Origin of the sequence: Arthrobacter alkaliphilus (assembly GCF_021483235.1) — a bacterium.
GTDB classification, from domain to species: domain Bacteria; phylum Actinomycetota; class Actinomycetes; order Actinomycetales; family Micrococcaceae; genus Arthrobacter; species Arthrobacter alkaliphilus.
Genome location: NZ_JAKEEC010000014.1, coordinates 19,159 through 42,678, shown reverse-complemented (window position 1 = coordinate 42,678; position 23,520 = coordinate 19,159). Strand labels below are relative to the sequence as shown.

General features: G+C 65.8%; 22 protein-coding genes and 1 tRNA gene. 7 read left to right on the top strand and 16 right to left on the bottom strand.

What is annotated here, in order from left to right:
* Nucleotides 1-21: 21 nt before the first annotated feature.
* From L0B83_RS11345 to L0B83_RS11325, 5 genes are all read left to right on the top strand, one after another.
* Entirely contained in the window at nt 22-726 is a 705-nt protein-coding gene (locus L0B83_RS11345; RefSeq protein ID WP_234758542.1) for a CoA transferase subunit B, read from the top strand.
* The gene (locus L0B83_RS11340) at nt 723-1,940 is read left to right on the top strand and encodes an acetyl-CoA acetyltransferase (RefSeq protein ID WP_234758541.1); all 1,218 of its coding nucleotides are present in this window, start codon (nt 723-725) and stop codon (nt 1,938-1,940) included. Before L0B83_RS11345 ends, L0B83_RS11340 begins: the two co-directional genes overlap by 4 nt.
* Nucleotides 1,941-2,088: 148 nt before the next feature.
* Nucleotides 2,089-2,655, top strand: coding sequence for an HdeD family acid-resistance protein (locus L0B83_RS11335; RefSeq protein ID WP_234758540.1), 567 nt, complete (start codon nt 2,089-2,091; stop codon nt 2,653-2,655).
* A 60-nt stretch (nt 2,656-2,715) separates the two neighbouring features.
* Nucleotides 2,716-3,522, top strand: coding sequence for an exodeoxyribonuclease III (locus L0B83_RS11330; protein WP_234758539.1), 807 nt, complete (start codon nt 2,716-2,718; stop codon nt 3,520-3,522).
* A 31-nt stretch (nt 3,523-3,553) separates the two neighbouring features.
* The gene (locus L0B83_RS11325) at nt 3,554-4,423 is read left to right on the top strand and encodes a DUF8083 family protein (RefSeq protein ID WP_234758538.1); all 870 of its coding nucleotides are present in this window, start codon (nt 3,554-3,556) and stop codon (nt 4,421-4,423) included.
* A gap of 26 nt (nt 4,424-4,449) precedes the next feature.
* Here the strand turns inward: L0B83_RS11325 and L0B83_RS11320 are convergent, their stop codons facing one another.
* The 5 genes from L0B83_RS11320 to L0B83_RS11300 all read right to left on the bottom strand — a co-directional run bounded on the left by L0B83_RS11320 (nt 4,450) and on the right by L0B83_RS11300 (nt 9,124).
* Nucleotides 4,450-5,505 (bottom strand): LacI family DNA-binding transcriptional regulator, encoded by a 1,056-nt coding sequence (locus L0B83_RS11320; RefSeq protein WP_234758536.1) that lies wholly within the window; start codon nt 5,503-5,505, stop codon nt 4,450-4,452.
* A 119-nt stretch (nt 5,506-5,624) separates the two neighbouring features.
* On the bottom strand, nt 5,625-5,882 hold the full coding sequence (locus L0B83_RS11315; RefSeq protein WP_234758534.1) for a hypothetical protein: 258 nt from the start codon (nt 5,880-5,882) through the stop codon (nt 5,625-5,627).
* Nucleotides 5,879-6,760 (bottom strand): carbohydrate ABC transporter permease, encoded by an 882-nt coding sequence (locus L0B83_RS11310; RefSeq protein WP_234758533.1) that lies wholly within the window; start codon nt 6,758-6,760, stop codon nt 5,879-5,881. Before L0B83_RS11310 ends, L0B83_RS11315 begins: the two co-directional genes overlap by 4 nt.
* 1 nt (nt 6,761) lies before the next feature.
* Nucleotides 6,762-7,712 carry a carbohydrate ABC transporter permease gene (locus tag L0B83_RS11305; protein WP_234758610.1) on the bottom strand — a complete coding sequence of 317 codons (951 nt, stop codon included), beginning with the start codon at nt 7,710-7,712 and terminating at the stop codon, nt 6,762-6,764.
* 131 nt (nt 7,713-7,843) lie between these two features.
* On the bottom strand, nt 7,844-9,124 hold the full coding sequence (locus L0B83_RS11300) for an ABC transporter substrate-binding protein (RefSeq protein WP_234758532.1): 1,281 nt from the start codon (nt 9,122-9,124) through the stop codon (nt 7,844-7,846).
* 132 nt (nt 9,125-9,256) lie between these two features.
* On the opposite strand from L0B83_RS11300, the gene L0B83_RS11295 reads away from it, so the two are divergent.
* Nucleotides 9,257-11,113 carry a glycoside hydrolase family 13 protein gene (locus L0B83_RS11295; RefSeq protein WP_372461189.1) on the top strand — a complete coding sequence of 619 codons (1,857 nt, stop codon included), beginning with the start codon at nt 9,257-9,259 and terminating at the stop codon, nt 11,111-11,113.
* A gap of 27 nt (nt 11,114-11,140) precedes the next feature.
* Here L0B83_RS11295 and L0B83_RS11290 read toward each other — a convergent pair whose 3' ends face one another.
* The 8 genes from L0B83_RS11290 to L0B83_RS11255 form a co-directional block, all read right to left on the bottom strand.
* A complete protein-coding gene (locus L0B83_RS11290) occupies nt 11,141-11,752 on the bottom strand; it encodes a hypothetical protein (protein WP_234758530.1) in 612 nt (203 codons plus the stop codon).
* Nucleotides 11,749-12,444: a DUF6286 domain-containing protein gene (locus tag L0B83_RS11285; RefSeq protein ID WP_234758528.1), complete on the bottom strand. Its 696-nt coding sequence runs from the start codon at nt 12,442-12,444 to the stop codon at nt 11,749-11,751. Before L0B83_RS11285 ends, L0B83_RS11290 begins: the two co-directional genes overlap by 4 nt.
* On the bottom strand, nt 12,441-12,824 hold the full coding sequence (locus tag L0B83_RS11280) for a hypothetical protein (protein ID WP_234758526.1): 384 nt from the start codon (nt 12,822-12,824) through the stop codon (nt 12,441-12,443). Before L0B83_RS11280 ends, L0B83_RS11285 begins: the two co-directional genes overlap by 4 nt.
* Nucleotides 12,821-13,012, bottom strand: coding sequence for a hypothetical protein (locus L0B83_RS11275; RefSeq protein ID WP_234758525.1), 192 nt, complete (start codon nt 13,010-13,012; stop codon nt 12,821-12,823). The genes L0B83_RS11280 and L0B83_RS11275 overlap by 4 nt, the downstream gene beginning before the upstream one ends.
* Nucleotides 13,009-13,482 (bottom strand): Asp23/Gls24 family envelope stress response protein, encoded by a 474-nt coding sequence (locus tag L0B83_RS11270; protein ID WP_234758521.1) that lies wholly within the window; start codon nt 13,480-13,482, stop codon nt 13,009-13,011. The genes L0B83_RS11275 and L0B83_RS11270 overlap by 4 nt, the downstream gene beginning before the upstream one ends.
* Before the next feature lie 111 nt (nt 13,483-13,593).
* The gene (gene selB, locus L0B83_RS11265; protein ID WP_234758519.1) at nt 13,594-15,390 is read right to left on the bottom strand and encodes a selenocysteine-specific translation elongation factor; all 1,797 of its coding nucleotides are present in this window, start codon (nt 15,388-15,390) and stop codon (nt 13,594-13,596) included.
* A 3-nt stretch (nt 15,391-15,393) separates the two neighbouring features.
* Nucleotides 15,394-16,725 carry an L-seryl-tRNA(Sec) selenium transferase gene (selA, locus tag L0B83_RS11260; protein WP_234758513.1) on the bottom strand — a complete coding sequence of 444 codons (1,332 nt, stop codon included), beginning with the start codon at nt 16,723-16,725 and terminating at the stop codon, nt 15,394-15,396.
* Nucleotides 16,726-16,761: 36 nt separating this feature from the next.
* Nucleotides 16,762-16,856: transfer RNA gene (locus L0B83_RS11255), tRNA-Sec, on the bottom strand.
* Nucleotides 16,857-16,897: 41 nt separating this feature from the next.
* On the opposite strand from L0B83_RS11255, the gene selD reads away from it, so the two are divergent.
* A complete protein-coding gene (selD, locus tag L0B83_RS11250) occupies nt 16,898-17,923 on the top strand; it encodes a selenide, water dikinase SelD (RefSeq protein WP_234758608.1) in 1,026 nt (341 codons plus the stop codon).
* Nucleotides 17,924-17,938: 15 nt separating this feature from the next.
* Here the strand turns inward: selD and nrfD are convergent, their stop codons facing one another.
* The 3 genes from nrfD to fdh form a co-directional block, all read right to left on the bottom strand.
* Nucleotides 17,939-19,030: an NrfD/PsrC family molybdoenzyme membrane anchor subunit gene (nrfD, locus tag L0B83_RS11245; RefSeq protein ID WP_234758512.1), complete on the bottom strand. Its 1,092-nt coding sequence runs from the start codon at nt 19,028-19,030 to the stop codon at nt 17,939-17,941.
* Complete coding sequence (locus L0B83_RS11240; RefSeq protein WP_234758511.1) at nt 19,027-20,034, bottom strand: 4Fe-4S dicluster domain-containing protein; 1,008 nt, start codon at nt 20,032-20,034, stop codon at nt 19,027-19,029. Before L0B83_RS11240 ends, nrfD begins: the two co-directional genes overlap by 4 nt.
* Before the next feature lie 104 nt (nt 20,035-20,138).
* A complete protein-coding gene (gene fdh / locus L0B83_RS11235) occupies nt 20,139-23,474 on the bottom strand; it encodes a formate dehydrogenase (RefSeq protein WP_234758607.1) in 3,336 nt (1,111 codons plus the stop codon).
* Between the last annotated feature and the right edge of the window lie 46 nt (nt 23,475-23,520).

Below are 23,520 nucleotides of genomic sequence, written 5' to 3'. Positions count from 1 at the left end.
AGCAAGCGAAGGAGTACGACCATGGCATGGACACGTGACGAAATGGCTGCCATCGCGGCCCTGGAGCTCAACGACGGAGACTACGTCAACCTCGGCATCGGCATTCCGACCCTCGTGGCCAACAACCTGCCCGACGGCGTGCGGGTTGTGCTGCAAAGCGAAAACGGCCTCCTGGGCATGGGGCCCTTTCCCTATGAAGGCGAGGAGGACGCCGACCTCATCAACGCCGGCAAGCAGACCGTGACCGTCTTGCCCGGCGGCAGCATTTTCGACTCCGCAACGTCGTTCGGCATGATCCGCGGCGGACACGTCAAGGTCGCGATCCTCGGCGCCATGCAGGTTTCGGGTAACGGCGACCTCGCCAACTGGACCATTCCGGGAAAGATGGTAAAGGGCATGGGCGGTGCGATGGACCTGGTGGCGGGAACCCCGCGCGTCGTGGTCCTCACCGAACACAACGCCAAGGACGGCAGCGCGAAGATCGTCAAGGAATGCACCCTGCCCCTGACAGGTGTTGGCGTGGTGGACCGCATCATCAGCGACCTCGCGGTGTTCGACCTCGTCCCGGTAAAGGACGACGACGGCGCGCGCCAGCTCACGCTGAGCCGCCTCGCGCCGGGGGTCACCGTGGAGGAGATCCGCGAGAAGACCGAAGCCGAATTCACCGTGGCCTTGGAAGCAGCGCCGGCATTCGGAGGGACCACATTGGAAGGAAGCATGGCATGAGCCTGAAAGACCAGTTCGGCAAAGACGTCCTCCTCACCGGATGGGGACACAGCAACTTCGGCAAGCTCACGGACGAGACGCTGGAGTCCTTAATCGTGAAGGTGTCCGCGGAGGCCATCCGGAACTCCGGCCTTGAACCCCGGGACATCGACGAGATCTACCTTGGCCAGTTCAACTCCGGCATGCAGCCACTGGGCTTCACGTCCTCGCTCGCCTTGCAAGTCTCCGGGGAGCTTGCCAACATTCCGGCCACGCGCACCGAAAACGCCTGCGCCTCAGGCTCGGCCGCCTTCCAGCAGGGCGTGAAATCCGTCCTCGCCGGGACTGCCCGCAACGTCCTGGTCATCGGAGCCGAAAAGATGACGGACGCGGGAGCCGACGTCGTGGGCGCAGCCCTCCTTGGCGCCTCCTACGAAATGGCCGGCAAGGCCTCCACTACCGGGTTCACGGGGCTGTTCGCCGAGGTGGCCAAGCACTACGAAAAGCGTTACGGGGCCGGGATCACAGGCCCTGGTTTCTCCGGCGGCCTGGGCGACGTCCTGGGTTCCATCGCCGCCAAGAACCACCGCAACGGCATGGACAACCCCTACGCACAGATGCACAGGGACTTCGGCGAGGAGTTTTGCCGGACCGTTTCCGAGAAGAACCCGATGGTTGCCGAACCGCTCCGCCGGACGGACTGCTCCCCTGTGTCCGACGGCGCGGCGGCCGTCGTGCTGTCCCTTGGGCCGGCGTCGGGCGCTGCTACTGAGCCCGTACGGTTGGCGGGCTTCGGGCACGCTAACGACTTCTTCCCGGCAGATCGCCGCGACCCCACTGAGTTCGCCGCCACAAGGGTCTCGTGGGAGCGGGCGCTGGGGATGGCCGGCGTCGGGATCGGCGGCCTGGACTTCGCCGAGGTGCACGATTGCTTCACGATCGCCGAACTGATCATGTACGAGGCCATGGGGTTGACGCCGCGCGGCGAAGGCTTCCGGGCAGTGCGGGAAGGCTGGGTCTACAAGGACGGCAAGCTGCCCGTCAATGTGTCCGGCGGGCTCAAGGCCAAGGGCCACCCCGTGGGCGCAACGGGCGTATCGCAGCACGTCATCGCTGCCATGCAGCTCACGGGCACGGCAGGCGCCATGCAACTGCCCGGCGTCCGCCGCGGCGCGGTGCAGAACATGGGCGGCGTCGGCATCGCGAACTACGTCTCCGTTTTGGAGTCGGTCTAACAGGAGCCCGCTGAAACTCCCCGCTTTTCACGCCCGACGCCGGCGGCGGCCTCCGCAATGGCGCGGGCCGCCGCAGGGCCATCAGCCCAAAGGTGGGGAGTTCCAGCGGCCCCTTCACCAGCTACTGGTCGGGGTTTAAACTGACCGTATGTCCGACGCAGCAGGGCGCAAGTTGTTCAAGCATTCCGGAACGGCACTTCTGTTCCGGGGAGTCCTGGCCATTTTCCTCGGCCTTTTGATTGCGTCCCTACCGGTCGCAACCGTCTTTGCACTCGTCTATGTTTTCGGCGTCTACGCCATCACCGACGGCCTGACCGACATGGCCCACTACTTCTACGATCCGGCGCGCCATTCCCGCTGGACCATGGTCGGCGGGACCATCTCGGTGGCCACCGGACTTGTGGCGGTCGCCTGGCCGGGCATCACGGCGGCGGCGCTGGGCGTGCTCATTGGGGCCTGGGCCCTTCTCCTGGGCGTGTCGCAAATCATCTTGGCGATGGACGCCCGCGCGAACGTCCCGCGTTGGTGGTCCTGGATGGCCACCGGCTTCGTCACCACCGCGTTCGGGGTTTGGGTATTGCTCAATCCCGGGCTGGGTTTTTTGGGGGTCGTGGCCCTGCTCGCGACGTATTCGGTGGTTGCCGGCATCCTCTTGATCACTTCCGGCGTCCGGCTGCGCAGGCGTGCCTCCTCTTCGGTGATGCTCGCCCATTAGCGAGGCAGCAATCCGCCCCGAGGGGATGCGCCGCGGCCCAAGTTCGGTAAGTTAGTGGCTGTGAAGATAGCTACCTGGAATGTGAACTCGCTCCGCGCACGTGCCGACCGCGTCGAGGCTTGGCTTGAGCGCAGCGACTGCGATGTCCTCGCCATGCAGGAAACCAAATGCAAGGACGAGAACTTTCCGTGGGAGCTCTTCGAACGCATGGGCTACGAGGTTGCCCACTTTGGCGTGAGCCAGTGGAACGGCGTGGCAATCGCCTCGCGTGTGGGGCTCGACGACGTCGAACGCACCTTCGTTGACCAGCCGGTCTTCGGCAAGGCCGGAAAAGACCCGGTCCAGGAGGCCCGCGCCATAGGAGCAACCTGCGGCGGCATGCGGATCTGGAGCCTGTACGTGCCCAACGGGCGCTCCTTGGACGACGAACACATGCCGTACAAGCTCAAATGGCTGGATACCCTCAAGGGCCACGCCGCCAGCTGGATCATGGAGAACCCCGAGGCTCAGGTGGCCCTCATGGGCGACTGGAACATCGCGCCGTTCGACGAGGACGTGTGGGACATCGACTTCTTCCGGGCGAACGCCATGACCCACGTCAGCGACCCCGAGCGCGAAGCCTTCCATGCGTTCGAAGCAGCCGGCTTTACCGACCTCGCACGCCAGTACACCCCGGGTCCCGGCGTCTACACCTACTGGGACTACACGCAATTGCGCTTCCCGAAGAAGGAAGGCATGCGCATCGACTTCGTCCTGGGCTCCCCCGCGCTCGCCGCCCGCGTCACCGGCGCGTCGATCGACCGCGAGGAGCGCAAGGGCAAGGGCGCCTCGGACCATGCTCCCGTGATCGTGGAACTGACGGACTGAGGGCAACAATGACTGAGGAGGCGGGCCCGTTATGAGCGGAAAGCTATATGGGAGCCAAGCAGGACTGCCCTTCTCTTCAGCGTTGCGCGTCTACGAGCCGCTCGAAGCGTTCCCCGAAGACCAGCGGCAGCAGCTCGTGGCGAGCGGCACCCGGAGCGGCTCGCGGGACGCCGTCGAAAATGCCGAGCTGCTCGCTTCCCTCGGACGGGTCACACGCAAGGGCGGGGACCCTTTCCCCACCGGCAGCACCGATCTGGTCCGCATCACCCGGGTTCCTTCCGGAGACCGGAACGACCCCGACGCCGGGCGGCTGCTTTACTGCCCTAGCCAGCTGGTCATCCGGGCAGGATTGGCGGCCAATGCCCTCATGGAAGGCATCCACGGACCGCTCGCGGACCTGCTCATCCCCGTGGACCAGCGCGACCGGCATCAGGCGCGCATCGACCGCATCAACGCCAGCCACGACGCGAAGCGGGTGCACACACGGGCCTCCACCTGGGGGATCCCCTTCAGCTGGTTCTCGCTGTTCCAGGAGTCGGACCGCAAGGACGTCGTGGAATCGGGCGGGCGCATCCTGACCGTCAGGGTGTGGGCCTCGCTGACGGATGCCTTGGATCGGGCACGCTTTGCAGTAGCCAACCTTGCCTTGGCCGCCCCGGACCTGGACATGTTGGACGACCTCACCCAGCTCACCGAGTGGCTCGAGTTGTTCCATGTGCAGTCAATGGTCGAGCTGGACTACGGCGCAGTGGCGGACAAGGTGTACCCGGACGATTCCCCGATGGATGTCCGGCTCGGCATCGAATGCCTTGCCGAGGGCGACATGACAGGAGCGGCCGCGGCTTATCGCAGGCTGGCTTCCCGCTGGATCCCCATCAGGCAGTTGGCCCGGGCTTCCTAACCCACAACTCAGTGCTCAGGGCTGGGTCAGTCCTTCGGCCGGGGCGGACCGGTGGTTTCCCGCACGATGAGCCGGTGGGCTGCCTTCATGGACCGAACGGAACCCGCGACCCCGGCCAATTCGTCCAAGAGCATGCGCGTGCCCAGCTGGGCTTGTTCAACGGGGTCCTGGGCCACGGTTGTCAGCCCCATTGCCTCGGCGAATTCATGGTTGTCAATGCCGATGATGGACAGTTCTTCCGGTACCCGGACGCCGCGGCGGCGCGCCTGCAACATGGCCCCCATGGCCATTTCGTCGGAAGCGCAGAAGATCGCCGTCGGCTTGGGTCCCGGTTTGCTCCAGAGCTCGTCGAAGGCTTCCTGGCCGCTGCCCACCGTGAAGTTCCCGAAAATGTCCCATTCCGGAGGCATCGAGAATCCTGCGCTCGTCATGGCATCGGTGAAGCCGTCAACGCGCAGCCGCGGCACCGTGAAGTTCAGGTCGGAATCGTCCTGGCCGTGGAGCAGCGCGATCTCCCGGTGGCCAAGGTTCAACAGGTGCATGGTGGCTTCCACCGACGCAGCGTAATCGTCGATGCCGATGCTGGGGCAATCTTCCACTGGACCGCCGACAATCACCAAGGGGATTTCGATCCTTTGGAGATCGGCGATTTCCTCGGGCGTCAGGGACATACAAAGCACCAGGAGGGCGTCGATCTGCTTGTAGACCATGGTCTTGCTGAAAAGCCGTTCCCGCGCTCCGCGCTGCCCACCCAGGTTGAACAGGGACAGGTTGTAGCCGCGGGAGTGAAGCTCGCGGTCTACTCCCTCGATCGCCTTGAAGAAGAACCAACGGTCCACGTAGGGGGCCAGGACACCGATCGTCCTGGTACGTCCGGTTGCCAGTCCCGAAGCCGACGACGACGCCACGTATCCAAGTTCTCCCGCGACCCTTAGGATCTTTTCCCGGGTATCAGGAGATACCCGGGGAAGGCCGCGCACTGCGCGGGAAACGGTGGCGGTGGAAACGCCCGCGGCCTGCGCGACATCCTCGATGCTGGCTCCGGCGTGGCCGCCACGCTGGGACCGTTCGCTTTTTGCCACTCTAGCCCCCTCATTGATCCCGTGCGGAAGCCGAGGATTCCCTTCCCGGACGGCAAGCAACCAGCGTATTCCGCCGGGTGACCCTTAGCCGATTCCGCGCGATTTGTTTCGATCGGGCGCTAACTGAGGCGCCTGGATGTTCGAGCAGGAAGTCGACGGCGGAGCCGGAGCACCCCCCACATGGCCAGCAATGTTGCCAGCAGGCCCAGGGCCCAGCCCAATGCGGGCTGGGCCGTGAGTTCCGCGCTGACGGTCACGACCAGGAGGACCAAGGCCCAGAAACCGAGGAGGCCAAGCACTATGTCCAGTTCCTCGCCCGAACGGACCCTGCGCAACTCGGGATGGTGCGCGTCGCCGTCGTGCGCCTTTGCTGTCACTTGACGGCGCCCGCAGTCAGGCCGGCCACGATCTTTCGCTGGAACACCAGCACGAGGATCACGAGCGGAATGGTGACAATGGTTCCTGCGGCCATAACGGCGGTGTACGGTTCCTGGTGCGGCTGAGCTCCGGCGAAGTATGCGATCGCAACCGTGACCGGACGCGTTGCATCGGATGACAGCTGGCTCGCGATGAGGAACTCGTTCCACGCCCCGATGAACGCCAGAATCGCGGTGGTGAACGTTGCGGGCGCGGCGAGGGGAAGGATGATCTTCCGGAACGCCTGGCCCTGCGTGCACCCGTCGATACGTGCCGATTCCTCAAGCTCCCACGGCATCTCACGGAAGAACGAGGTCAGCGTGTAGACCGTGAGCGGCAGGGTGAAGGAGATGTCCGGGATGATCATCGCCTGGTAGGAGCCCATCCAGCCGATGTTGGTGAACAGCTGGAACAGCGGGGTCACAAGCGCGACGCCCGGGAACATTGACGCCCCGAGGATGAAGCCCATGACTGCGAACTTGAACCGGAAGTTCAGGCGGGCAAGGGCGTAGGCGGCGAATACGCCGACTATCAGCGCTACCGCGGTGGTTGCTCCTGCCACGATGAGGCTGTTGATCAGGTTCCGGCCGAAGTGGTTGCCGAGGCTCTCGTCGAACACGGTCGCGAAGTTGTCCCACGTCACGTGTGTGGGCCAGAACGTCGAATCGAAGGTGAACGCCGTGTCGCGGAAGGCAGTCACGATCATCCAGTACGCCGGAATGAGGCACCAGATGAGGATGACAGCTGCAGAGACGTAGGTACGAAGCTGCCCCCAGTCGAAGCCCTTGCGGCGAGCTGGCGCGGGGGCGGTGCGGGGAAGCGTGGCGGTGGCGGCCATGTTACTTCCTTCCCGAGGAGGTGGCCGCGCCCACGGCGTTTGCGCCTAGGAAGCGGACGAAGATGAACGCGACCAGGAAGATCACGATGAAGGTGATGGTCGAGAGCGCTGCCGCACTGTTAAACCCTTCGCGGATCTGGTCGACCACCAGAATCGAAAGCGTCGTGGTGTTGTTGGCGCCTTGGGTCATGATGTACGGCAGGTCGAACATACGGAGGGCGTCCAGCGTACGGAAGAGGATCGCGACCATGAGCGCAGGCCTGACGAGCGGCAACGTGATCTGCGTGAAGCGCTGCCAGGCGGTTGCGCCGTCGACCTTTGCCGCCTCATAGACCTCATCCGGAATGAGCTGGAGACCGGCAAGGATCAAGAGGGCCATGAACGGCGTCGTCTTCCAGGTGTCCGAGATGACGACCGCCCACTTGGCAGGCCATTCCGAACCCGTCCAGAGGATCTGGGTACCGAACAGCTTGTTCGCGATTCCGTCGAACGCGAAGATGAAGAACCAGAGCTTGGCCGTGACTGCCGTGGGAATGGCCCACGGGACGAGGACGGCTGCGCGGACCGCGCTCCGTCCGCGGAAGGACCTGGCCATGATGATCGCCATCCAGAACCCGAGCACGGTTTCGAGGGCCACCGTCACCACGGTAAAGAAGAAAGTGGTGGACATGGCGTTCCAGAACTGCGAACCGAGGGTCCCGGGCGGGCAGGACTGCCCGTTGCACTGCTGGAACAGCCAGTGCGTGTAGTTCTCGAATCCGGCCGGGCCTCCCTGTTCGAAGAACCCGGTCGCGGGGTTGAGTCCTGCATCCCTCTGGAAGGACATCACGATGGCGTTGACCACCGGGTAGATGATGACGACGGCCAGCAAAATGAGTGTGGGCACGAGCAAGATGGATGCCCAGCGGCCCTGCGTTACCTGCTTCCGGTCCGCGCTCTCGCGGCGCGGCATCTGGTGTGGTTTTGCCGGTGCCCCGGCTTTGGCGCGTTCCGGCAGTTTGGTAGACATGGAGTCTCTCCTCTTCGAGAGGCTGATGCTCCGGGCGTCGCTTCCGCTGCCCGGAGCATCAGCTCATCGCTTTGCTACTTGGCGGCTTCGATGGCCGACTGCATGTCGGACACCGCCTGATCGACCGATTTCTCACCCTTCAGGGCGGCGTAGGCGTTGTCTTCAACCGCCTTCGTTACGGCCGGGTAGAACGGCGTGACCGGACGCGGGATGGCGTTCTCGATCGACGTCTTGAGTACGGGCAGGTAGGCGAGCTTGGACGTCAGGCTCGAGTCCGTGTACAGGCTGCCGAGGACGGGAGCCAGCGAGCCCTGCGTCGCGTAGAACTTCTCGGTTTCCTCACTGGTCATGAACTTCATGAAGTCCAAGGCCGTTGCCTTGTTCTTGGAGTAGACGCTCATTGCCAGGTTGTGGCCACCGAGGGACGATGCGCCGGGGCCGGACTTGCCGGGAAGCGGGGCGATGCCGAACTTGTCGGCCACCTTGGAGGAGCCGTCTGTCTTGCCCGCGATGTTGTAGACGTAAGGCCAGTTGCGGAGGAACAGGAGCTTGCCATCCTGGAATGCCGTGCGGCTGTCCTCTTCCTTGTAGGTGATTGCCTCCTGCGCGATGTTGCCGTTCTTGAAGGCGTCAACAAGCTTGCCGAGGCCGGTCTTCGCTTCGGCCGAGTTGACCGCTGCCTTGCCGGAGTCGTCCACGATCTTGCCGCCCCATGAGTTGATCGCCTCAGAGGCGTTGACCGTCAGGCCTTCGTACTTCTGGAACTGGCCGGCGTAGCACCCCATGTTGTTCTGCTTCGCGATGGAGCACATGCTCATCATTTCGTCCCAGGTCTTGGGCGGGTTCGGAACAAGGTCCTTGCGGTAGTAGAGCAAGCCACCGTCGGAGGTCTGCGGTGCGGCGTAGAGGGTGCCGCCGTAGGTGGCCGTCTTGACGGTCGCGGGCAGCATGGCCGAGGTGTCGAAGCTTGTCTTGTCCTTGAGGGGCTGCAGCCAGCCCTTCGCAGCGAACTCAGCCGTCCAGATGACGTCGACGTCGACGACGTCGTAGTTGGCGTCCTTGCCCTGGAAGTGCTGCACGAGGTCATCGTGCTGCTGGTCAGCCGCGTCCGACTGTTCCTTGAACGTGACCTTCTCGTTCGGGTGTGCGGCGTTCCACTTATCGACGAGCGGGCGGACGACGTTGCTGTTGTCCTTGCCCTGTACGTAAGTAATCGGTCCGCGGCCGTCGAGGTTTGCAGCGGCGTCTCCCCCGCCTGAGGCCGTGCTGCCGCCACCGCCGCCACCACAGGCGGACAGGGACAAAGCGAGCACACCGGCGACGGCGGCCGGCAATAGGTACTTGCGTGTGTTCATAGCTGGGAACTCCTCAATGAGTGGACCAGGTCTTTTTTACCGCAGCGCGGTTGATGTGGTGAGCCTCACATTAGTAAGCTTTCTGCTAGTTATGCAAGCGTTTACACAAAAAATATCGCCGAGAGGAATCCAGTGCCGCACTCCCCGATCCCCACCCCCGGTTCCAACAATTCCGCGTGGTGGGCGAGCGCCGTCGTCTACCAGATTTATCCGCGCTCATTCGCCGACGCCAACGGCGACGGAATGGGGGATCTTGCCGGGGTCACGGCGAAACTGCCCTACCTGCAAGAGTTGGGCGTGGATGCCGTGTGGCTCTCCCCGTTCTACAAGTCGCCGCAGGCCGACGCCGGATACGACGTGGCAGACTACCGCGCCGTCGATCCCCTCTTCGGCACCTTGGATGACTTCGACGCCATGTTGGAGAAGGCACACGCACTGGGTATCAAGGTGATCGTCGACCTCGTCCCCAACCACACCTCGGCCAGCCACGCCTGGTTCCAGGAGGCACTCGCGGCTTCCCCCGGCTCCCCCGAACGCGAGCGCTACATGTTCCGCCCGGGCAAAGATTCCAAGCCTGGATCCGGGGACGGCGCTTTGGCCCCGAACAATTGGAAATCCATCTTCGGCGGCCCCGCGTGGACGCGCCTGACCAACGACGACGGCACTCCCGGCGAGTGGTACCTGCACCTTTTCGACACGACGCAGCCCGATCTCAACTGGGAGAACCCCGAGGTCCACGAGGAAATGCGGTCGGTGCTGCGCTTCTGGCTGGACCGCGGCGTTGACGGCTTCCGGGTGGATGTTGCCCACGGCCTGGTCAAGGAAGCCGGATTGCCGGACTGGGAGGGATCCGCCGCCATGGTCGAAGGTGGTTTATCCGCACCGGGCGCACACACCGAAGCCGTCGAACCGCACACCGCCAGGCTTCCGGTTGTCACCGCGGCGGGAACCACGGCGGCTGCCGCGACCGCCGTCGAGCACAAGGTCAAGCCACCGCTGGACCCGCCGTCGCCCTTCTTCGACCAGGACGGGGTCCACGAGATCTACCGTGAATGGCACCAGGTCCTGGCCGAATACGACGGCGACCGCATGCTGGTTGCCGAGGCCTGGGTGGAGCCCGCTGAGCGATTGGCCCGCTACGTCCGCAAGGATGAAATGCAGCAGGCCTTCAACTTCGATTTCCTCCTTGCTGGCTGGGACGCGGAGCGGATGGCAGTGGCGATTGAGTCTTCCCTGGACGCGGCGGGATCCGTCGAGGCGCCCTCCACTTGGGTGCTCAGCAACCACGACACAGTCCGGCACCCCAGCCGCTTCGGGCTCGCAGATCCCACCACCTTCCCCAAGGGAATCGCCGCGGAAGACGAACAGCCCGACGCCGCCCTGGGCCTCGCGCGGGCGCGGGCAGCTTCCATGGTGTCTTTCGCCCTCCCGGGCTCGGCCTATTTGTACCAGGGTGAGGAACTCGGCCTGCCGGAGCACACGTCCCTCCCGGCGGAAGCACGCCAGGATCCCTCGTTCTTCCGCACCAACGGCGTGGAGCGCGGACGCGACGGATGCCGCGTGCCACTGCCCTGGAAATCCGCAGAGCCCGGCTTCGGATTCTCGGACGTAGGATCGTCCGGTACGGGCGGCGCCGGCGCTGCCGGCCGGGCGCCCGCTGCGCCATGGCTGCCCCAGCCCGAAGTGTTCGGCGAGCTGGCCGCGGACGTCCAGTCCGGCGTCGAGGGCTCCACCCTCGAGCTGTACCGCTCCATTCTGGCTTTCCGCCGTGCGCACCGCCTGGGTTCAGGCACGTTCCAGTGGGCCGAAGAGCACGATCCCGCCGCGGGAGTCCTTGCCTTCCACAACAGGGACGTATTGGTTGTGGTCAACATGGGTGCCGCTGCGCTCCCCGTGCCGGCCGGGTTCCGGATGGAACTCTCCAGCGACGGCGGCTCGGGCGGGGCCTCGATTGCGCCGGACAGCGGCGCATACCTGATGGCGAAGTAGGGCTTCCCGCGCGTCCGGGGGGTCAGCTCAACGAACGCGCTCGGCCTTGCTGAACCTGCTCCGCGCGCCGGCCCCGATATGAATGAGGACGGGAGTCCGGCGGTCCACCACGATGTCCAGGGCCTCCACGAGCCTGGAGACATCCGCGGCAAGCGTGTGCGGGGCAACGCCTTGACGGGGCTGGACCCGGATCCGGAGTCCGGGACGGCCTTGGACTTCATAGGTTGCCACGGTCACGCCCGCAAGGTCCGTGCGTTCCGCGAGCGCGGCTCTGAGCATCTGCTCGGCAAGGTTCCCGCCGATATTGACCTCGCCGGGAGTCTGCGCGTCGTCGTACTCCGACACGATGAGGTTGGCGCGGCCTTTGCCCTGCTGCGCCACCCAAGACACCATGAGCACGATCAGCACAACAAGCACGGCTGCCGCGGCGACCCAAAGCCAGCTTTCCTCGCGCCCTGGAATGCGGGTCTGCTCAGCGAGGTACTTGGCGTGTTCCCAGAGCCCGGTGGACCAGCTTTGCCACCAAGTTCCGACTGCAGGGACCGTGGCGAGCAGTATCAGGAGAATGCCGATCGCCAGCAGCTTCAAGCCAAGGATGCCGATAAGGATCCGGTTGAGGACGTGCGGAGTACCGTTCATGCCCCGATCACCCCGGTTTCAGCGACATTGACCCGGACTGACGGCATGGGCGAGGGGGACATTCTTTGAAGTTCATCCTCGACGGCGGTAAGGACCCGTTGCTCGTGCAAGGGCACGCCCGAAGTCGGCCGGACGTTGACCACAACCAACTTCTGCGAAACCACCACCATGACTTGCTCCTGCGTGACATTGGCGGCCGTCCGGGCAGCCTTGGCCAGGGCCGAAGCGATGACTTCGTCGTCCACGACTACACCGGCCCGGGGGTCCGCCAGCAGGTGACGGGACTTTCGGCCGGGCAGGACCGCGTTCAGGAAGAAAATCAGGCCCACCATGGCCAGGACTGCGCCCAAGGCACCGAGCAGCAAGGGGGAAACCCCTCCCGGCAGTGCCGTGAGCCGTTCGGCAGCTGTTTGCGGATCGATGAGCCACGGTGGCTGGCCAATCGCGCGCAAGGCGGATTCGAGGAGGGCATAGATACAGGCTGCGATCACCAGGGCCGCGGCGAGGCCCGCCGCCCCCGCGCGGGAGGAGCGGGTCTCACGTTTGAGGATGCGCTGCAGTCCGACGTCGGTCCGGTTGCCGGAGCCTGGAGTCTCCGGTGCCGGAATACCGGAGGTATCGCTGCCGGCCGTCTGCGAGTGGACAACGTCCGGGTGGCCGCGCCGGGCGTGCGGGGTCTGTGCGTGGCTCATCGGACCCGGGGTCCTTCGCTGACGCGTGCGCCGCTGATGCGAATATCCACGCGGCTCAAGGTGGACCCGCTGAGCTGGGTGACGCGTTCGAGAATGGCCGACTTGGCAGCCACGGCCCGGTCCCAGACTGTTCCACCGTATCCTGCCACCCGCAGGGGATCCCTGAGCACTTCCGTCAGTGAGGGCACACGGATCGGGGCGACAATCGACAGCGCCAGGAGGCCGTCGTCGTCCGACCAGTCGGCTCGAACATCCTGCGCCGAGACCCCAAGCGCCTCCGCCGCGGCCGCTTGGGCCAAAGTGGTGAGAGCCTGGGTGCTGATTCGGTTGTGGCCGGCCAGGTACACGGCGGGCTGCACAGCCTCGGCCGTGGAATTCATGATGACGAGCGGCGGCCGGTGAGTGCATCCAGCACGCTGCGCAGGTCAAGCTTTCCTTCCGCAGCGCGTCCCAGAAGCGCCCCAATGCCCATGAAGAGAAGGGCGATGATAAAACCCCACAGCCCGAATTGGAAGGCCATGAACGCCACGAAGGCGCCGATCCCGATTCCGACGACGGTCAAGTTCACTGGAGTGGCTCCTTTTCCGGTAACGCGCCCCTTATTCCGGCTTTGACGGGCGGAGCAACGTAGACGTCGTTGATCTCAACGTTGACCTCAATGACTTCCAGGCCCACCAAAGATTCGACGGCACGATAGACGGCCGCGCGGACCTGGTTGGCGACATCGTGCAAAGGGTATCCGTAGACGGCTACAAGATTGATGTCCACGGCCACTTGCGTTTCTCCGACCTCGGCACGGACCCCGGCAGCATGGTCCTGGCTGCCAACGGCGTCGCGGATGGCTCCGAGGGCGCGGGAAGGAGCCGAGCCGAGGGAATAGACGCCCGGAACAGCCCGGGCGGCAATGCCGGCAACCTTCGCGACCGCCGAATCCGAGATCACTGTGCGGCCACTTCCTGCCACCGGTTGCCGGTCCTCGGATACCGGAGCCCCAACGGCTTCCGGTTCAGGCGCGGTGTAGCTTTCATGCTGGTCCATTTAGCCCTCCCCTTCTCTTGAGTACCACCCTAACGCTTGGGCAGGACAAGGCGGAGGGAAGCCGATGCCTGACATCGGATTCTGCCGGATCATTCGGGCAGCGGCCTGCGGTCAGCGCACTACTTTGCGGTGACCCGCGTCCAGCCGCTGGGTCCAGCCGCGGGAATCGAGATGTTCCAGCAGCGGAACCGCAACCCGGCGGGTCGTGCCCAGTGCCTGACGCGCCTGGCTCGTGGTGAAGGGCTGTTCCAGGCCGGCGAGGGTGCGCATCGCGAGGGCCGGCGCTGTTGGCAGCAGTACCACCCCGTCACGCAACCGCAGCAGTCGTCCCGCGCGTTCGGAAGCAGCAAGTTCACGGGCGCCCAAGCCCAACGCAACCAGCTCATCGGCGTCCGGGGCATGGAACGCGTCCGCCGTGAGCCGGCGCTCCAATTCGGCAACCGCCGCCTCAACGGCACCGAGGTTCCCCTGGCTGCCGGGCAACCGGATGTGGCCGCCGTCCTGTTCCAGGGATGCCCCATGGATGACATGGGAGAGCAATTTTTCGTCGGGCAATTGAAGCAGGTCGCGGGCCGCGCCCATTGAGAGGCCCGGAGTCAGGGGATCGCGCTCTTCCAGCGCCTGGACTGCGCTCCTCAGCTGGTGCTGCCACGCCTTCAGGACAGGAGCGTGCACCCACCAGTCATCGATCACCTGCACCCCGGAGGGTGCCTCGGCGTCGTGCCAGGAAAGCAGCCCGAGCCGGCGCAGGTGCTCCATCTGCACGACCCCGCGGGCTGCCACCTCCCCCAACACGTCCCCCGCCGGGTCCATTGTTGCAAGCCGCTCGGCCCAGTGGGCGCCGTCGCCCCGCCGCCGCAGGGATGGTGGATCGGCGTCGAGGATGCGTGCTCCGCCCAGCACCGACCGGCTTCCGGGATCGCGGAGCACCAACCTGTCTCCGACGACGAGCGGCAGGTGCCTGTCGAGGACCAGGCGGGCGTGGTCTGCACCGAAGGGACGCAGCCGGGCGGGCACGGACGCAGTGCCAACATGGACCATGAGCTGCTCCGGCACATCCGTATAAGCCACGCCGGTGGTCCGCTCGATACCGAGGACGCCCGTGCTGGGCCACGCATCCGGGGTAAGCAAGGCGTCCCCGCGCCGGACGTCCTGGGCGGAAATATCACGCAGGTTCAGCGCGACCCGGCTGACGGGCCCTACCGAGGTGTACGAGGTGTCGCGGCTTTGCAGGCCACGGACGACGACGGGCCGGGAACCAAAGAGACCGAGCAGGCTCAGCCGGTCCCCCTGGACGATGGTTCCTGCTGCGAGTGTTCCGGTCACCACCGTTCCGGAACCGGTGATCGTGAACGAGCGGTCCACCCACAACCGAACCCGCCCATCGGTGGTGGGATGGGGCACGTTGGCGAGTACGCCGTCGAGCGCTGACCGCAGCTCGGCCAGGCCGGTGCCGTCGATGGCAGACACCACAACCGCGGGCGCGTCCCTCAGGCCGGTTCCGGCCAGTTCGACGCGGGTCCGGGCCAGCACGTCGGCAACCCGCTGATCGGATGCCCGGTCCGCCCGGCTGAGGACAACAACGCCGTGTTCAATGCCCAACGCGGCCACGGCGTCCCGGTGGTCGGATGATTGTGCCTGCCAACCCTCATCGGCGGCGACGACGAAGCAGACTACGGGCGCCGGACCGATTCCAGCGAGCATGTTGCCCAGGAAGCGTTCGTGGCCCGGTACGTCAACAAACGCTACGTCCCGTCCGGACGGCAGCGTGGTCCATGCATACCCGAGGTCGATGGTCAGTCCGCGGCGCCGCTCCTCTTCCCAGCGGTCCGGCTCCATGCCGGTCAGGGCGCGGACCAGCGTGCTTTTGCCGGAATCGACGTGCCCGGCGGTGGCGATGACGTGCACTGCTCAGCCCGCCCTGCCCGCGTCCGCAAGGTCGAGGTTTGCAAGGGCCCGGCGTATCGCCTCCAGGACCCGGTCGTCATCCGCTGCCGGAATGCAGCGCAGATCCACCAGGCACGAGCCGTCGTGGACGCGAGGCAGCACCGCAGGGTCGCCCGTACGCAGGAGGACCGCAAGCCCCTCGGGGAGCCGGAGCGCCCAGCCGGGAAGGGGAAAGCCGGGGGCACCCCCGCCGCCGACCCTGCCGTCATGCGGCACAACAGGTACGCCGAGCGCTCCGGCGAGCCGGTCGGTGCGGCGCCGCAATTGTCCGACGTCGGCGTGCAGCGACTGCACCACGGGCGGCTCAGCGCCCGCGACGGTCGCCTCGAGGGCGGCTAGGGCCAGTTTGTCGGCCCGGACGGCACGGGCGAGCGGGTGGCGGGCCAGCCGCTCGATGATCTCCTTGCGCCCGAGGAGCAAACCTGCCTGGGGTCCGCCCATCAGTTTGTCTCCGCTGGCGATGACGACGTCCGCCCCGGCGGCCAAGGCCGAAGCGACGTCAGGTTCATCAGGCAGGTGCGGGTCCGGTGCCAATAGACCGCTGCCCAGGTCGGCCACGAGCGGGACCGCATTGGCCCGTGCCAGCGGGCTCAGTTCGCGCAGCGAAACGGCCGAGGTGAATCCGTCAACCCGGAAGTTGCTGGGATGGACCTTCAGGATGCAGCCGGTGTCCGGGCCAAGGACCCGGGCGTAGTCCTGCAGGTGGGTCCGGTTGGTGGTGCCCACCTCGCGAAGCCGTGCGCCGGTGGACTCCATCAGGTCAGTCAGCCTGAAGCCTGCACCGATCTCAACGAGTTCCCCGCGGCTCACCACTACCTCGCGGCCGGCGGCGAAGGCTGTGGTGGCGAGTACCAGAGCCGCCGCTCCGTTGTTGACCACCAGGGCGTCTTCGGCGGCGGGACAGGCCGCGAGCAGTGCCGACCTGGCACCGGCACCGCGGCGCGAGCGGCTTCCGTCTGCCAGGTTCAGCTCCACGTCCACGTAGCCGCTGGCTGCGACGAGCGCGTCGACCGCGCCTGCAGAGAGGGGTGCCCGCCCGAGGTTGGTGTGGACGATCACGCCGGTTGCGTTGAGCACCGGCTGCAGTGTTGTTGCGTGACGCGCCTCAAGGGCGGCGATCAACGTTGGTTCCACCTGCCCGGGTGGCAGTTCACCGCGCCGGGCCTGCTCCTGGACCTGCCGGACGAGGTCGCGGATGACGCTCTCATTCAGCCGTGTGCGGGCCTGGCCGACGGCGGGCAAGGCCAGCAGGTCGTTCGTGCGGGGAATCCGGCGCCGCGGATCGGCCTGGTCCACAGCCCTCCTCCTTTGGCGGCTTGCGCTGCCGGTAGTTGGCGGTGGCGGACGGGAATCGAACCCGCCAGGCCGAGATGCTCAGCCTCACCGGTTTTGAAGACCGGGGGGCCCACCAGGACCCGGACGCCACCGCGCCTCAATATAGCAGGTTGGCCTGCGGGGGTACGCTGGGCTGGTGAAGGCTCAGACGTCTGTCCAGCAACTCAATGATGGTGCCCCTGGCACGCGCCGGCTCACCGGCTATGCCCACGGCGGCGGGTGTGCGTGCAAAATCCCGCCTGGCGAGCTCGAAGACGCTGTCCGCGGCCTCATCGGCCGGCCCGGTGCGGAGGTACTGGTCGGCCTTGAGAGCGGCGACGATGCAGCGGCGGTCCTTGTGCGCGACGACCTGGCCGTCTTGACCACCGCGGACTTCTTCACTCCCGTCGTCGACAACGCCTTTGACTGGGGGCGTATCGCCGCTGCCAACGCCCTCTCTGACATCTACGCGATGGGCGGGCGTCCGGTGACGGCGATCAACCTCGTCGGCTGGCCGCGGGGCGTCCTGCCGCTGGAGTTGATGACTGAGGTCCTTCGCGGCGGGTTGAGTGTCGCTTCGGAGGCTGCGTGCCCCGTGCTCGGCGGGCACTCCATTGACGATCCGGAGCCGAAATACGGCATGGCCGTCACTGGCGTTGCCCACCCGGACCGGTTGCTCCGCAACGACGCCGCCCAGCCAGGGTTGCCCATCACGCTCACCAAGCCCATCGGCGTCGGACTTCTCAACAACCGGCACAAGCAGACCGGCGAGGTGTTCGCTGAAGCTGTGGAGACCATGGCTGGCCTGAACCGGGATGCGTCCGATGCCGCGGTGGCTGCCGGCGTGCGGGCAGCGACGGACGTGACGGGCTTTGGCCTGCTCGGACACCTTTACAAGATGGTCCGCGCCTCGGAAGTGGGCGCGGTCATCGATTTGAATGCCGTACCGCTGGTCGAGGGTGCGCGGGAGGCGCTTCGCGATGGCTTCGTATCGGGCGGGACCCGGCGCAACCTCGATTGGGTCCGGCCGCAGGTAAACAGCGGCCCCGGTGTCAGCGAAGACGACCTGCTGCTTCTGGCCGATGCCCAGACCTCCGGGGGGCTGCTGGTGGTCGGCGAGCTGCCCGGGTACCCCGTTATTGGCCACACCACCGCGGGCCGGGGCATCGAGATCCGTTGAGGCCTGGCTGTTCGCTCAGCCGCCGGTGGTGATCGCGTCCCCGGTCACGCCGGCTGCACGGCGGGCCGCAAGCCGGTTCTTTTGCGGTTCGATGGTGTACCGCGGATCCTTGGCCGAGGCGAGTCCCGCCTCGAACACGCCGAAGCGGGTCAGGGCCGAAGCGGCCAGGAGCGCCAGTCCGGAAGCAGCAGCCACCACGCGGTTGCGGCCGCCCAGGAGGGTCCCCACACCGCCCGCCACTGCCAGCCGCTCGCTCCACTTCAGCAGGGTGCCGGCCTTGCCTTGGCGCAGGGGTTCCGCCGCAATGGGATCCATCCGGTGTTCCATCACCTTCATGGCCACCACGTCACCGACTACGCCGAGCAAGGCCAGGTTTCGTGCAGGTCCGGCCTCCCGGACCGGTGTGGTGACCATGGCGAGTCCGGCAGAGGCGAGGCACGCGGAACTTACGAAGACGAAGGGCAGTTCCTCGTGGGCAGCGTTCCACGTCGGAGTGGCGGTGTCACCGAGCAGGACAGCCGTGTACGCGGCCAGCGGTCCGGCGAATACCGCAGCTTCGACGCCGGCCGGTCCTTCGACAGCCTGCAGCACCTTGCGCAGGGGACCCAGCGGCAGCCGATGTCCGCTCATCCTGTCTATTTCCGCAACGGCCGAGACGCCCGCCCCCGCGCTGAAGGCGCTGAGAATCCAGGAGCCAACGCTCATCGGCGATGTCACCTTGAAGGTCCGCAGCATGTTGAGGAAACGCTCCGGCCGGCCCAGGTCCTTCACGAGGGCAACTGCGCCGGCGCTGACGGCCGCCAATGCGCCCAGCCGGGCATTCCGGCGCAGCGTCGGCCGGCCGGTCAGCTGTCCGCCGACGCCCAGCAGGGCCGACCCGGCTGCAACACCGCCCAGGAACAGGTAGATGGCAACGTCATCGCCCCAGGGCGCCGGCTTCACTACGGGACGGCCGTAGTACGAGGTGAATTCCGGCTCCGGCACCATCGGCATTTCGCGGGAGCCGTCGCCGTAGTCCCCTCGGCGGCCCCTGGCACTTTTGCCATCTTTCCGGCGACGGCCGCCCGGCTTCGTTGGCCGGAAACTGTCGAACTCTGACAGGGTCACGCGCGTCCTCCCAGGAAAGCCAGCGCGGCTGCTGCGGCCATGCCCGCTACTGCCATGCCTGCGCGCCGGTACATCCGGGGCAGGTCCGCCGTGGGGACGCGCGGGTCCGGCGGGAGCCCGTACACTTCGGGCTCATCAAGCAGCAGGAAGACTGATCCGGTCCCGCCGACGCCGTCGTTCTCGTTCGCACCGTAGAGCCTCGCCTCGGTCAGGCCTTGGGCGTGCAGGGCGCTTACCCGTTCCCGGGCCGTCTCCACCATGTCGTCGTGATCGCCGAACTTAATGGACGTCGTCGGGCATGCCTTCGCGCACGCCGGCGTCTCATCCGCCACCAGCCTGTCGTAACACAGCGTGCACTTCTGGGCGACGCCAACGTTTGGAACCTCGGGATGCTTGGCGTGCTGTTCCTCCCTGCTGGCGGCGACCTTGACCGTGCCGTTGCTGCGGCGCTCAATCACCCCGAATGGGCAGCCGGCCACGCATGTTCCGCAGCCGTTGCAAACATCGTCCTGTACCACCACGGTGCCGAATTCGGTGCGGAAAAGGGCTCCCGTGGGGCACACGTCGAGGCATCCGGCGTGCGTGCAGTGCTTGCAGACGTCGGACGACATGAGCCACCGGAAGTCCGCAGTGTCCGGAGGCGTTGTATCCGCCTCCGCCAAGTCCATCGGGGAAGGCTCTGAGGTTGGCGGGCCGATGCGCGGCATGCCGAGGTTGACCAGGGCGCGGCCGGATTCGCGCGCCTCGATGATGCGTTCCTGGCCCTGTTCGATGAAGGCGACATGGCGCCAGGTGCTTGCTCCCAGCGCGCCAGTGTTGTCGTAGGAGGAACCTAGTAACTCCAGGTCTCCGTCCTGCGGATTGTGGTTCCACTCCTTGCAGGCCACTTCACAGGCTTTGCAGCCGATGCATATGGAGGTGTCAGTGAAGAACCCCTTGCGCGGATGGCTGTGCTCCCAGTGGGCATCGGCGGTAGGGTCAGTCGGTCCGGACAGCTGGCCCATCTAATCCTCCATCGTCAGGTCGGCGGCCGGAGCGCAGCCGACTGGCAGTCGCAATCCGGGCGCGTCGATATGTGTTTCGGCTAAGGCAGTGCGAGTGATGATCATCAGCCCGTACCGCCGTCCGGCCGGCCATCCTCGCCCGATGCGGGTTCGATGCCTTCCGCTGCCGGATCAGTGACCGCTTGGTTACTGGTCTCCGTAGTTAATCCGGCCCGCGCCTGATAGTCGGCAACCAGGTCAAGGAGTTGCTTCCCCCGTGGCCTTCGGCCCGGGCGGATATCGCAGGAAGCTACCTTGGACTCCTGGATCTGGACGTTGGGATCCAGGGCCACACCCAGCAGATCGTTGGCCGCGTCACCGCTGACGACGGCATTGCTGCCGACGCCCCAGTGGTAGGGCAATCCGATTTGGTGCACGGTGTGGCCGCCAACGGCCAGGGGCCGCATGCGGTCTGTGACGAGCACCTTCGCCTCGATGGCGGAGCGGGGCGAGATGATCGTTGCCCACCCGTAGGGCTCCAAGCCGCGCTCGGCGGCCAGTTCGGGCGAAACCTCGCAGAACATCTCAGGTTGCAGCTCCGACAGGTACGGCAGCCAGCGGCTCATCCCTCCTGCTGTGTGGTGTTCGGTGAGCCGGTACGTGGTGAAGACGTACGGGTAGATGTCCGCACCACTGGCGCCGCCGCTCGGCGCGCTGAGGTTGTCCGCGCGGGGGAAAACCAGTCGTGCCGGACTTTGTTGCTGCGGATAGAGCGCGTTCGCGACCGGCGATTCCTGGGCCTCGTAGTGCGTGGGAAGGGGTCCGTCCACGAGGCCCTTGGGCGCGAACAGCCAACCCTTGCCGTCGGCCTGCATGATGAAGGGATCGTCTCCGCCAAGTGCGGCAGGCCCACCCACAGAGGGGTGGGGGTTGCTGCCCGGCGCCCGGTCAACGGGGAAGTCGGGCACGTCGTCGCCGACCCATTTACCCTGTTCCTGGTCCCACCAGATGTACTTCTTGCGCTCGCTCCACGGCTTGCCGGCAGGGTCGGCCGATGCCCGGTTGTAGAGGATCCGGCGGTTGGCCGGCCATGCCCAGCCCCATTCCGGGGCCGCCGGGCCCTGTTCCTGACCGGGTTTTCGGTTGGCGGCATGGTTGAAGCCGTTAGCGTACACGCCGGTGTAAATCCAGCAGCCGGCTGCCGTGGTGCCATCGGGGCGAAGCTCGGTGTACGCCGAGAGTGGCTTGCCGGCGTCGGGCCCGGCCAAATGGCGGCCGTTGATCTCGGCAAGCACGGCCTCGGCGTCCGGGTCACCGTGTTCGTCCGTCGGGTAGTCCCAAGTCAGGTCGAGCAGCGGACGGTCACGTTCGTCCTCCGACCCGGCGAGCTTCTCCCGGATCCGTTGGCCCAGCTCGAAGAAGAACTGCAATTCACTTTGGCAGTCCCCGGGTGGGGCCACCGCCTGGTGCCGCCACTGCAGCAACCGCTGCGTCTGCGTGAACGAACCGGCCTTCTCTACGTGGGTTGCTGCCGGCAGGAAGAACACCTCGGTTTCGATGTCCTCGGTGCGCAGTTCACCGGACTCAATTTCAGGGCCGTCTTTCCACCAGGTCGCGGATTCGATGAGGTTCAGGTCGCGCACCACGAGCCACTTCAGGTGGGACATTCCCAGTCGCTGCATCCTGCCGTGGGCCGAACCCACCGCAGGATTCTGGCCGAGGAGGAAATAGCCTTCCACTTCGTCCGCGAGCATCCCCATGACCGTCTCATATGTGCCGTGCGCACCCGTCAGCCTCGGTAGGTAATCGTAGGCCCAGTCGTTGGCCTCGTTCGCAGCGTCACCCCACCAAGCCTTCAGGAGGCTGATGGTGTAGGCGTCGGCGTCAGCCCAAAAGCCCTTTTGCTGCTTCGACCCAATGGCTGCGATGTATTTCTCAAAGCTGTCGTGTCGGCCGGCACTGGGCATCGGCAGGTACCCCGGCAACAGGTTGAACAGGGTGGGGATATCCGTGGAGCCTTGGATACTGGCATGGCCGCGCAGGGCCATGATTCCGCTGCCCGGGCGTCCCACGTTTCCCAGCAGAAGCTGAAGGACCGCCGCGGCCCGGATGAACTGGGCTCCCAGGGAGTGCTGCGTCCAGCCCACGGCGTAGGCAAAGCAGGTAGTCCGGTCGCGCCCCGAGTTTTCCGTAATGGTCCGGGCAAGATACTCGAAGTCCTCGACTTTGATTCCGCACATGTCCCGGACCATCTCGGGGGTGTAACGGGCGTAGTGCCGCTTGACGATCTGGAAGACCGTCCGGGGGTCCTGGAGGGTTTCGTCCCGCTGTACTTCGGCATGCTCCAGGGGTGGGCCGCCGCTTCCGAAGGTGTCGGCGGCTGCGCGGGCGGACGCGTCGGCGCCATGTTCGTGCTCGGAGCCCGGCGAACCAATCGGGCCCTCCCCTTCCTCCGCATAGCCCCACGATGAGGTGTCGTACGCCCGCTTTTCGGGATCGAACCCGGAGAACAGGCCGCCCAGATCCTCGGCATCGCGGTAATCGCTGTGGACCAATGTGGCCGCGTTGGTGTAAGCGGTGACGTACTCCTTGAACCACAAGTCATTGGCGATGACGTAGTTGATGAGCGCGCCCAGAAGCACAACGTCAGAGCCGGCCCGGATAGGGATGTGCTTATCCGAAACCGCGGACGTCCGAGTGAACCGGGGATCGATGTGGATGACCTTCGCTCCGCGGGCCTTAGCCTCCGCCACCCACTGGAACCCCACGGGATGGCACTCGGCCATGTTTGAGCCTTGGATGACGATGCAGTCTGCGTTGGCCATGTCCTGCAGTGATTGCGTTGCACCACCGCGTCCAAACGAGGCTCCCAAACTGGGAACCGTGGCGGAGTGTCATATGCGGGCCTGGTTCTCGGTCTGCACCGCCCCTGCAGCCGTGAAGAGCTTCTTGATCAGGTAGTTTTCTTCGTTGTCCAAAGTTGCCCCGCCCAGCGAGGCGATGCCCATGGTGCGGCGCAGAAGCCGGCCCTGGTCGTCTTCCTGCTGCCACGTCCGCCGACGTGTCTCAATGAACCGGTCGGCCACCATCTCGACGGCCGTGGCCAGGTCCAGGTGTTCCCACTCCGTGGACCGCGGCGCCCGGTAAAGCACCTTGGTTTGCCGCCCCGGCGAATTGACCAACTGCTCACTGGCAGAACCTTTGGGGCACAGACGGCCGCGCGAGATAGGTGAGTCCGGATCGCCTTCGATTTGGACGACTTTTTCATCCTTGACGTAGACGCGCTGCCCGCAACCAACAGCACAGTAAGGGCACACGCTCTGCACAACGCGGTCGGCGGTTGCCGTGCGCGGGGCGATGGCTTCGGTCTTGGCCGAGGTAACAGCGGGCCCACGGCCCAACAGATCGCCCGTACTCAATTGACGGACGACCGGCCATTGAAGAAAACTTCGCGGTGCCATTTCAGGAGCATATCCCGTCCCGGCCTGAAGCAACAGGACAAGGTTG